Origin of the sequence: Lactobacillus gasseri ATCC 33323 = JCM 1131, from assembly GCF_000014425.1 — a bacterium.
In the GTDB taxonomy this organism is placed as follows: Bacteria; Bacillota; Bacilli; order Lactobacillales; family Lactobacillaceae; genus Lactobacillus; species Lactobacillus gasseri.
In genome coordinates this window covers 1,818,216-1,829,119 of the sequence record NC_008530.1, presented here as the reverse complement: position 1 = coordinate 1,829,119, position 10,904 = coordinate 1,818,216, and the positions used below count along the sequence as shown (strand labels likewise).

10 protein-coding genes are annotated in these 10,904 nt (G+C 35.2%); 5 read left to right on the top strand and 5 right to left on the bottom strand.

Annotated features, from left to right (window positions below; translation table 11 throughout):
* Window positions 1-8: 8 nt before the first annotated feature.
* The gene (locus LGAS_RS09050; protein WP_003648179.1) at window positions 9-2,348 is read right to left on the bottom strand and encodes an ABC transporter ATP-binding protein/permease; all 2,340 of its coding nucleotides are present in this window, start codon (window positions 2,346-2,348) and stop codon (window positions 9-11) included.
* Window positions 2,349-2,360: 12 nt separating this feature from the next.
* Complete coding sequence (locus LGAS_RS09045) at window positions 2,361-3,482, bottom strand: YdcF family protein (protein WP_003648180.1); 1,122 nt, start codon at window positions 3,480-3,482, stop codon at window positions 2,361-2,363.
* A gap of 79 nt (window positions 3,483-3,561) precedes the next feature.
* On the opposite strand from LGAS_RS09045, the gene LGAS_RS09040 reads away from it, so the two are divergent.
* Entirely contained in the window at window positions 3,562-4,209 is a 648-nt protein-coding gene (locus LGAS_RS09040) for a CPBP family intramembrane glutamic endopeptidase (protein ID WP_003648181.1), read from the top strand.
* Between the two features lie 16 nt (window positions 4,210-4,225).
* On the opposite strand, the gene LGAS_RS09035 is transcribed toward LGAS_RS09040, so the two are convergent.
* The 3 genes from LGAS_RS09035 to LGAS_RS09025 all read right to left on the bottom strand — a co-directional run bounded on the left by LGAS_RS09035 (window position 4,226) and on the right by LGAS_RS09025 (window position 7,817).
* Window positions 4,226-4,735, bottom strand: coding sequence for a DUF1440 domain-containing protein (locus LGAS_RS09035; RefSeq protein WP_021314929.1), 510 nt, complete (start codon window positions 4,733-4,735; stop codon window positions 4,226-4,228).
* A 48-nt stretch (window positions 4,736-4,783) separates the two neighbouring features.
* Window positions 4,784-6,238, bottom strand: a complete 1,455-nt coding sequence (locus LGAS_RS09030; RefSeq protein ID WP_003648182.1) for a PTS galactitol transporter subunit IIC — start codon at window positions 6,236-6,238, stop codon at window positions 4,784-4,786.
* Window positions 6,239-6,365: 127 nt separating this feature from the next.
* Complete coding sequence (locus LGAS_RS09025; protein WP_003648183.1) at window positions 6,366-7,817, bottom strand: PTS transporter subunit IIC; 1,452 nt, start codon at window positions 7,815-7,817, stop codon at window positions 6,366-6,368.
* Between the two features lie 164 nt (window positions 7,818-7,981).
* Between LGAS_RS09025 and LGAS_RS09020 the strand changes: the two genes are divergently transcribed.
* The 4 genes from LGAS_RS09020 to LGAS_RS09005 all read left to right on the top strand — a co-directional run bounded on the left by LGAS_RS09020 (window position 7,982) and on the right by LGAS_RS09005 (window position 10,768).
* Window positions 7,982-8,656, top strand: coding sequence for a DUF969 domain-containing protein (locus LGAS_RS09020; RefSeq protein WP_025012180.1), 675 nt, complete (start codon window positions 7,982-7,984; stop codon window positions 8,654-8,656).
* 1 nt (window position 8,657) lies between these two features.
* A complete protein-coding gene (locus LGAS_RS09015; protein ID WP_003653145.1) occupies window positions 8,658-9,581 on the top strand; it encodes a DUF979 domain-containing protein in 924 nt (307 codons plus the stop codon).
* 18 nt (window positions 9,582-9,599) lie between these two features.
* Window positions 9,600-10,247, top strand: a complete 648-nt coding sequence (gene pcp, locus LGAS_RS09010; RefSeq protein WP_003653142.1) for a pyroglutamyl-peptidase I — start codon at window positions 9,600-9,602, stop codon at window positions 10,245-10,247.
* Window positions 10,248-10,528: 281 nt separating this feature from the next.
* Window positions 10,529-10,768, top strand: a complete 240-nt coding sequence (locus LGAS_RS09005; protein WP_003648187.1) for a hypothetical protein — start codon at window positions 10,529-10,531, stop codon at window positions 10,766-10,768.
* Window positions 10,769-10,904: the final 136 nt, after the last annotated feature.

Genomic DNA, 10,904 nt, shown 5'->3' with positions numbered 1-10,904 from the left:
TAGTTATCTTATTCACTTCTTAATGCGATTGCGGCATCCTTTTTGGCTGCCATTCGAGCAGGAATATGTCCGCCAAGCATAGTTAAGATAGTACTAATGATTACTAAGATTAGAGCTTGCATTGGATCAAGCTGAGCCACATTACTCATATTAGTAATTGCGTATAAGACAGCATTGATTGGAAAAGTACATAAATAGGCAATGAAAATACCTAAAATACCAGAGAATAATCCTAAAATGAATGTTTCTGCATCAAAGACGCGCGTGATGTCGCGTTTTCTAGCTCCAAGTGCTTTTAACACGCCAATTTCTTTAGTACGCTCTAAAACAGAAGTATAAGTCAAAATACCGATCATAATCATAGAGGTTACTAATGAAATTCCAGCAAAGGCAACTAAAACATCGGTGATTCCGTCTAGTAAGCCCCCAGTTAATTTAGTTACGGTACCTGACATATCAGTATAAATAATCTGGTCTTTTTTCGACTTACCCTTATTATATTTGTCTAAGTAATCAAGTACTTTATCTTTTGACTTAAAGGAATTTGGATAAATGAGAATACCACTCGGGATGCCAGAGCCACCTAGAGAAGCAATGAATTGTTCTTTTTGAGTTTTGTTTATTGGCTGATTAGTCATAACATTAGTTGAACTGTTCTTTTGGGCCTTAACAATCTTGGAGTTTTCATTTTGTTTAATAATTTCTTGAGTCAAGCCATCGCTGTAAGCAATACCGTTATCTAAAAGAGCCATTTGGCTATTATTTTTACCACGAATGACTGCAGTTACTTTCAAAGTTAAGTTGCTTGAATCATACATAGATTTAGAAGCTTTTTGCGGAACAAAGTTTCCAGTAGGTAGTTCTTGATAGTAGTCGTTATTACTGATCACTTTAAAAGTTCGACCAACGATTTTATTAAGATCTAACTTTTGACCATCTTTAATTGAAATACCTAAGTTCTTAAGTGCGTTAATGTTAGCCTGATTTTTATTATTTAAAACGAGAACTACATCATTATTTGACTTAGGCCATGATCCAGCAAGAATCTGGTAATTATCTTTTAAAAATGTTCCTTGCTTTGAATCAAGTGTTTTGGGAAAGACGCTAGTATTGATACCTACACTATTCATTCCTTGAAGTTGTGCACTAGCAATAGCTGAACCTGAATTGTTAACGTTAGAAAATTCTACATGCTTAATTTTGCCATTATCATTAGTCAAAAGATTGAGCTGGGTGCCACGAATGAAAGAAATATTGTTAGCATAATCAGGATCAATCTTTTTAACATAGTTAATGTAAGACTGGGTAATTTTATTTTCGTGCGTATTTTTTTCGTTGTCAGGTTTTGAAGCAATTAAATAGCCCTTATTTTTGACGTTTTTATCTGATTCATTTCGATTTGTGGCAGCGTTCATATCGGTCGCTGTTTGTGAAATAGAGATCGGAAACTTGGCTAGCGTTTTACTTTGTGTATCGTTAATTTGCTTTTGAAAACCATGAGATAAGGCAAGAACAATTGCAATTCCAATAATGCCAATACTTGAGGCAAATGCAGTTAAAAAAGTTCTACCCTTCTTAGTCATAATGTTAGTAAAACTTAATTTTAGAGCATTCCAGTAAGACATTTTGGTCTTTTTGAGTTTGAAAGTATCTTTTACTTCTTTCTTTGGCTCAAAAGGATTTGAATCACTGAGAATTTTACCATCTTGAAAATGAACAATTCGACTAGCATATTCTTCAGCCAATTCTGGGTTGTGAGTTACCATGATGACTAACTTATCATGACTTAATTCTTTAATTAGCTTCATGATACTTTCACTAGTCTTAGTATCTAAAGCGCCAGTTGGCTCGTCGCATAAAAGAATATCTGGATCATTAGCTATTGCCCGGGCAATAGCGACACGTTGCATCTGTCCACCAGATAATTGATTAGGATGCTTTTTTAAGTGATCACCAAGACCAACGCGCTCTAAGGCAGAAACAGCTTTTTCATGACGTTCACTGCTGCTTACGCCTGAAAGGGTCATGCCTAATTCTACGTTTTCAATAATCGACAGGTGAGAAATTAAGTTATAGCTCTGAAAGATAAAGCCAACAGAATTATTACGATAAGCATCCCAGTCGGTTTGAGAAAAGTTCTTGGTGGACTTACCGTTAATGATAATATCACCAGAATCGTAATGGTCTAAGCCACCAATTACGTTTAAAAGCGTCGTTTTTCCGGAACCACTTGGGCCTAGAATTGCTACAAATTCGCTGTTACGAAAGTTAATAGTAACATCATCTAGTGCATGCGTTACAGTATCGCCGACATGGTATGTTTTTTTTAAGTGTAAAAGTTGGAGCATATAAATTCCTCTCTAGGCAATTAAGTATCTTGTCCATCCTAAAAGGGCGAAGACTGCTTGGACTATAAATAAAATTGCGATTAAACCAATGATAACAAAGTGTCGTTTCTTATGCATGATAAAGACCCCAGCAAACTCACGGATCGTAGCGTTGGGTAAGAAATAAAATCTCGTAGTAGAACCGATGCCGTTAGCCTTTAAATGTGCCATTTTTGCATATAGACCAGCTCTAAAGAGGTGGTAATTATTGGTAAAGAATTTAGCTTTGAACTTGTCACTACCATAATCTTTGATGGCGACTGCTTTTGAGTAGATCATATTTTGATAAGTATTAGTTGATTTATCTTCAAGCAAGATTAGGTCTGGATCATAGCCGCGTTTAACTGCATAGTTCTTCATTGCTTCAGCTTCTGATAAATCTTCATCCTTACCTTGTCCACCTGACATAATCAATTTAGGACGTTTGTGGCCTTTGTCGTATTGTTTGTTAGAAAAAGCAATAGCCCGGTCAATTCTTGAACCAAGAAGACGTGAAACCTTTTTACCATTAATGAGACCTGCTCCTAAAACAATTAAGTAGTCTTGCTTGTAGCGACGTGGCACAATCTGATATAAAACTAGGTTGAGTAAAAAATTGTACATTACAAATAATAGATAAAAGGCAATCAAGGCAGCACCTGCAACTAGGGAATGAAGCCAGCCTGGCAGTTTATGAAAGACTCCTAAGCGATATAAAGTCCACAAGGCTACTAAAAAGAGTCCGATAATTAGCGTTAAAAGATTTGGCAGTGAGTGACTTTCATATTTCCAAACAAAGTACGCATTCCAAAGAAAGAAAATCCATGAAAATGTAACTAAGAAAAAGATCCCAAACAAGAAAGCCAGGGCAATAAATGAAAATGAAGAAGTTAAAACAGCATTATGCTGCGAAAAGATTAAAATGGCAGCCCAAGTTAAAAATGTAAGGCCAAGTGCAGTAAAGATTAGGCCATTAATTAACCGGCGTGGTTCAATTAGCCAAGAAATTAAAAATAAGGCTAAAAGCATAAACATCAGTAAAGTAGTGATTGTCACTTTATGATGAATGGTAAAATTAAGAAATTGATGTAAAGATTGCATGAGTTGTGATTGCATGATTAAATGTCCTTATGTCTTTTTGATAAATAATTATAATGAAAAGAAGTAGGTAATTTCAATTAGGGGAAGTGTTCGAATGAAGACTTTTTTACGCTTTTTAGGAAATTTAGCAATAATTATTATCGCTTTTGTGTTTTATACCGTTTTGCAATTGGGATATGCACAAAAAAAGGTGAACTTATTATTTGCAATTATTTTAGCCGTTTTAACAGTAGTAGCGATTTACTGGATGTATTGGATTTATAAAAGAGAACTTAAACAAGAAAATGACTGGTTCTTTAATGCTAAACCACACTGGGATGCAAAAAGAATTATTATCGCAGTAGCTGCCTTTTTTGCGCTGGTAATTTTTCAAGTGGCTTATATTAGACTAATTGGTGGCAATACTATTTCTCAGAACCAAGCAGAACTTGATGAAGTTAGAAAAGTAGCATCCCCAATGTTTAATGTCTTGCTAGTTGTTGTAGCACCAATCTGTGAAGAGTTCATCTTCAGAGCGCTGTTCTTCAACACTTTTTTCCCAGCAGATAATACTTTAAATAAGTGGGTTGGAATTGTGGCAAGTGGCTTTGTTTTTGCTTATGGTCATGATCCAATGTTTAGTAAATTTATTTACCTATATTGGGTAATGGGAATGATTCTGGCGTGGACGTATGTGGAAACAAAAGATATTAGATATTCGATTTTAACCCACATGCTAAACAATATTCTGTCAATTTTATAGTAAAAAAAAAAGAGCTTTAACGCTCTTTTTTTCTTTGACCTAATTGTTTCAAAACTATCTCGGCAATTTCATTATTAGTCCACATCCAAGCAATATGACCTAGTGCTTCTGAAATATGTTCCTCTAGTGGTTGATCTTTAGGAGAGGGAACCGTCTTCATTAATGGCATGATAACTAAGTGAAAGGCAATCCAAACTGCTAAACCAAAAGGAACGCCTTGATCTACAGTTAGCCATTTAATTTTTTTTTCTAATAAAGCTGCATAAGCAGTTGCAAAAGAAATAGAAAAGCCAAAGTGAACTAAATAGCTGACCCATGGTAATTTTTCACCAGAATAAGTATAAGTTGCATGAGTTAATTTTGCAGGCACGCCCATTTGCTCCAACAATTTTTGCGGAGGATTAGTTTTATTTCTCTCTGGTGTTCTTGGAGGAAGAATATTTTCCCAGCCTAATTTAACTAATCCAGAAATAACGCCAGCAGCAGTACCAGCAATTAATACGTTTTTCCAACTAAATTTTGTCATCAATATTCACGTCCTTTTGTCAGATCCTTTGTACTTATTGTAACAAATTCAGTCTTTAGGGGATGGTTTAAGGTCTTGATTAGCGTGAACATTTTTAGTGGCCATTTTGTTTAAGTAAGTCCAAATTTGTGGGCGATATTTTCTTAAAATGAATAACAAAGCCAAGTAAACAATGATGCATAGACTAATCCAAAGAGGATTTTGTGAGATGAAAGCTGCAAAAACTAACGCATTGAGGGGACGAGCCATTAAGTTAAAGCTAGTAACTAATACAATACCAGCCGGAATTGTCGCACCATACTGAGAAATAGCTCCAGTATAAATTGAACCTAGCCAGCTAGCTGCATACAAACCTAAGCTAAACCATACAATCCCGTTTGCAATAACCTTTAAGATATTACCATCAGTGATAGCAACAATTGATTCAACCATAAATGGGAGTGAAATTAAATCAACGACAGGAAGCGTTTTGTTTCCTGGTAAAAGAAAGGCAATAACAACCATAATTGGGATTAAGATAATTCCTGAAATAATCGTAGCTGACTCACCATAACCTACACCGTCATCAACTGCTAGGAACCAACGCTTTTTATCGTGAATAGGATCTATCTCAGAATCTTGATTCTTACTTTGTTTCCTCTCTTTATCAATTTGCTTAGCTAGAGGAGTAAAAGCCTTACTGAATACATTAGTAACTAAAGGAAAGATTGTCATAACAGCTGACAGTTGAACAGCAAACTGTAGAATTTGTCCCCATGCCTTAATGGTTGTTAGATCTTTAATATTACCTAAAATACCAATTACTATTCCTAAAATAGCACCTAATGTTGTTGGTTCGCCAAAAACGCCAAACTTATCTTTAAAAGCTGCTGGTGTTAAGTTCGCTTTATTAAAACCAAGCAAATCCCACAAAGGATCTAAAAGAATAGCGGGGACTGTTTGAACAATGTTTTGTGCGGCACAGACAGTGGTATTTTCAATTTTATAATAACTTGACCAACGGTCAGCCTGAACTTCAGCTAATAGTAAGGTGTAAAGAAGCATAAAAAAGGATAAACCTAGTGAAATCCACCAATTATGAGTTACGTAGAAAGCAAGAGTCCCCCAAATCATGAAACCAAAATTATTCCAAAGATTAGATGGCATGAACACCTTGGTTACTCCAACAGCAAATAAAATAAATTCTGCTATTAAGCCAAATACAAAAAAAGTAAGGCCAACCGGCGAACCAAAACTAGCAAGAGAACCAGCCTGCCAGCCTATATCAACAACGGGTAATTTGATGCCAGTGTTATTGACCATTTGACGGACAATCTTCGTAACTACAGGTGTAAATTCGTTAATAATCCAAGAAAATCCGGTTAAACCTACTCCAGCATAAAATCCACACATCATTGCTTTTTTTGGTTTTACTTTTAGAAATAAAGCAATAATAAAGATCATAATAGGAACAATAACGGTTGCTCCAAAAGCGTTAAAGAAAGTATGAATATTGTTTAGCATTAGTTTGCCTCTTTTCTTTTCATCTCAAGCATCCAGTCTTAGTATAGAAAAGTATAGAAAAGAAGAAAAGCGAAGGCTAATAATTAGAATTATGTCTCTCAGTGTAGTCCAGTAGTTTTAAATTATTTTATTTTTGAAAAGATGATTTATGCCTTATCTGGATATTTTTAGCAGCCATCTTGTTTAAGTAAATCCAAATTTGTGAACGATATCGTCTAAGAATAAATAATAAAATTAAATAAATGATAATACATAAGCTAATCCAAAAAGGACTGCGAGAAATAAAGGCAACAAAGATTAATGCATTAAAGGGCTGAGCCATCAAACTAAAGCTGGTAACTAAAATAATGCCAGCAGGAATTGATACACCATAGTGAGCAATGGCGTTGGTATAAATCGGGCCTAGCCAGCTAGCTGTATAAAGTCCTAAACTAAACCAAACTATACTGGTCGCAATGATTTTTAGAATATTACCATTTGTTATTGCAACGATCGATTCCACCATAAAGGGAAGTAAAACTAAGTCAACGATTGGCAAAGTTTTGTTGCCAGGTAAAAGGAAAGCCAAGATAAGCATAATTGGAATTAAAATTATGCCTGAAATTATAGTAGCCGATTCACCATATCCTACGCTATCGTCGACTGCTAGAAACCACCTCTTTTTGTCATGAATTGGATTTATCTCAATAACAGTGTTGGACTTTTGCTTTTGTTTGCGACTTTTATCAATTTGTTCGGCCAAAGGGGTAAAGGCCATGTTAAAGACTGTAGCAATTAAAGGGAAGATAGTAATTACAGCTGATAATTGAATGGTAAACTGAAAGATTTGTTCCCAAGCACTAACCTGATTGAGAGCTTTGATATTTGCAATTAAGCTAATGAATAGTCCTAAGGCAGCTCCTAGAATTGGTGGCTCACCAAATATTCCTAACTTCTGCTTTAAAGTAGTTGGTGTGAGAGTAGTTCGATTAAAACCTAGTCGATTCCAAAGTGGATCAAGTAAAATCGTGGGGATTGTTTGAACTATATTTTGTGCAGAACAAACAGTAATGTTTTTGCTTTTATAGTAAGTTGCCCAGCGATCTGCTTGAATTTCGGCAAAAAGTAGGGTGTAGAGGAGCATAAAGAATGAAAGCCCTAAAGAAAGCCACCAATCATGAGTAATGTAGAATGCTAGTGTTCCCCAGAGCATAAAGATAAAGTTATTCCATAAGTTGGATGGCATGAAGACTTTTGTAATTCTTGTGGCAAATAAGATTATTTCTACCAATAGTCCAAATATGAAAAATGTTAAGCCAATAGCTGATCCAAAACTGGCAACTGCTCCAGCCTCCCAGCCTATGTCAACGATGGGTCTTTTAATTCCAGTATTATTGACCATTTTGTAAACAATTTTGATAACTATTGGAGTAAATTGATTGATAATCCATGAGAAACCAGTCAACCCGATTCCCGCATACAGTCCATAAAGTAAACTTTTCTTAGGATCATACCCTACAAATAAAGCAATGATAAAAATTGTTGTTGGAATAACTATTGTTGTACCAAAAGAATTAAAGAAAAAATTAATAGTATTCATCAATGGTGATCATCCCTTGTAACTAATAACATAAGTATATCCAGATGGGGGGGGTCAAGCAAGTTACTTAATGCTAAGGACAGGTTAACCCTCGTATTTTTTTATTATATTTTGTATAATGTTTTTATAGTATTTTTCTATTTTTTATTTAAGGAATGAGCGATATGGAATATTTAAAGCTGTTAGGAATATTGATAATTGTGGTCGGTTTTGTCCTAAAGTGGGATACGACTGCAGTTGTAGTTATTGCAGCAATTGTAACAGGATTATTCTCAGGGATGGATTTTGTCAAATTGCTGGAAGTAATTGGAAAAAGTTTTGTAGATAATCGCATGGTAAGTTTGTTCTTCCTAACTTTACCGATGATCGGGTTAGTTGAATCTCACGGATTAAGAGATTATGCGGTTAATGCAATTAAAAAGCTAAAAAAATTAACTGCTGGAAAGATTTTAAATATCTATCTGTTAATTCGTGAATTAGCAGGCGTCTTTGGAATTTCTCTTCAAGGACAAGTTCAATTTGTTCGTCCATTAATTGCTCCAATGGTAATTGCGGCTGCTGAAGACCAAGATAAGAAGAAATTAACTGAGTCAGAAATTGACTTGATTAAGGGACGTAGTGCAGCAGTTGATAACTTCGGTAACTTCTTTGCTCAAAACTTATTTGTGGCTTCCGGCGGTGTGCTTTTAATTTCTTCAACCATGAAATCGCTCGGCTACAAGGTTGATCCAGTTGGGATTGTGCTTAATACGATTCCAATTGCGATTATCACTTTTATTTTAGTCTTTGCTTATAATCTATACTTTGACCGTCAAATGAAGAAATGGGAGGGTCAATAAAATGCAAAATACGATTAACTTTTTACTCGCCATTCTTTATGCCTTGATTGGTCTGTGTATGGCAGTTGCTGGAATTGAAACTTTACGCGATAAGGCAAATAAGGCAAGAATTGGAACTGCTATTTTTTGGTTCTTTTTAGCGATTATTTTTGCCTTCGGAGATTGGATTCCAGCAGTTGTTTCTGGGGCAATGGTTTTAGTAATTGGAATTTTAGCCTTGTTTAAACAAATTCAAGTTGGTAACTTACCTAAGTTAGATCCTAAAACTGCACAAGAAGGTGCTAAGCGCTTAGGTGCAAAAGTATTTTTACCAAGTATAGTTTTAGCGTTAACTTCTATTTTGATTGCGCAGTTTACACCGTTGGGTGGTCAAGTTGGAATTGGTATCGGTGCCGTTGTTTCATTGATCTTAGCAATTATTTTAACTAAGGCCCCAGCTAAGCAAGTCTTTAAAGATTCTCAGCGAATGGTGCGTAGCGTTGGTGCACCTGGCGTTTTACCGCAACTATTAGCAATGCTGGGAGTAGTCTTTACTACCTGCGGTGTTGGTAAGTTAACCGCTGATATGATTAGTCATGTTTTTCCAGCTGGAAATCATTTCTTAGGAGTGGCGTTATACTGTATTGCGATGGCGCTCTTTACTTATATCATGGGTAACGCTTTTGCAGCCTTTGCCGTAATTACAGCAGCAATTGGTATTCCATTTGTAATTGCTCAAGGAGCCAATCCAGTAGTTGTTGCGGCAATTGGAATGACATCAGGATACTGCGGAACGTTGGTAACGCCAATGGCTGCTAACTTTAACACCTTGCCAGTAGCTCTTTTAGAAATGAAAGATCAGATGGGCGTTATTAAGCAGCAGGCACCAGTTGCAGTTATTTTGTTGATTATTCAAATTGGTTTGATGTACTTTTTAGCATTTTAATTTTGAAAGGATAATATTATGAAAATTTTAGTAACAGGATTTGATCCATTTGGCGGAGATAAAATTAATCCCGCAATTGAAGCAGTTAAAAGATTACCTGATGAAATAAATGGTGCTGAAATTATTAAATTGGAAATTCCAACTGTCTTTAATAAATCAGCTGAAGTTGTCAAAGAAGCAATTGAAAAAGAAAATCCTGATTATGTTTTAAATGTTGGTCAAGCTGGCGGACGCTTTGGCTTAACCCCAGAGCGAGTAGCAATTAATATCAATGATGGTCGAATTCCAGACAATGAAGGTTATCAACCACTTGGTGAACCAATTCATGAAGATGGAGAAACTGCCTACTTTACACAATTGCCAATTAAGGCAGAAGCAAAGGCAATTAGGGATGCAGGCCTACCAGCTAGCATTTCAAATACTGCCGGTACTTATGTATGTAATCATATTATGTATCAAGTTCAATATATGAGAGATAAGGAATTTCCTAACATTAAGGCGGGATTTATTCATATTCCATTCTTACCTGAGCAAGTTGTAAATCGTCCTAATACACCATCAATGGCTCTTGATGATATTGTTAAAGGTTTAACTGCAGCTCTTGGTGCAATTGTTGAACGTGACGGCAAAGGCGATATTAAAGCAGTTGAAGGCGCAAATCACTAGAATATAGGTGACTCTATGTTTTGAATCTTTTTAAGTTTAGCTGTTATCGGTTTTGTTTTGTGCCTATTAGTTAGGCAGCACATTATTAACTATGGTTTTCCATTTGCTTATTGCTTAATTGGGATTATTGTTTCTAGCTTTGTTTGTTTAACTCAATTTGGTAATCATGATACGAATTTCGATTGGTATGGTTATCTGGTAATTGTGTTTATAGTTGAAACTTGGTATTTGTACCATTACTTTTTATTAAGATCATAATAATTAACTGAAAGAAGTGCAGGGTGATTAGAACGAATTTCATTAAATGGATATTAGGTCTAATAGCTATCAATGTAGTCGGATTAATATTGATAACGATTTATTCAGCCTATTATAGTTTTGGAACTATGCTATTTGGTGTTCACACTGCAGCTGCAGTTAAAGACTTTTGGAATACTGAAATCTTAATGGGTACTATATTTCTTGTCTGTGTTAACGCACTTACGGTAATTACTGCAGTAGCTAGACAGTTCAAGAAATAAATTGTTTTGAAAGGGATAATATTATGAAAAAATTAGTATTAGTTTTTAAGATATTACTAGGAGTAGTTCCTTTTTACCTTTATTTGTAGATGCTATTTTCAAAACAAATATTCGTGTGTCAATTATGAATATGACA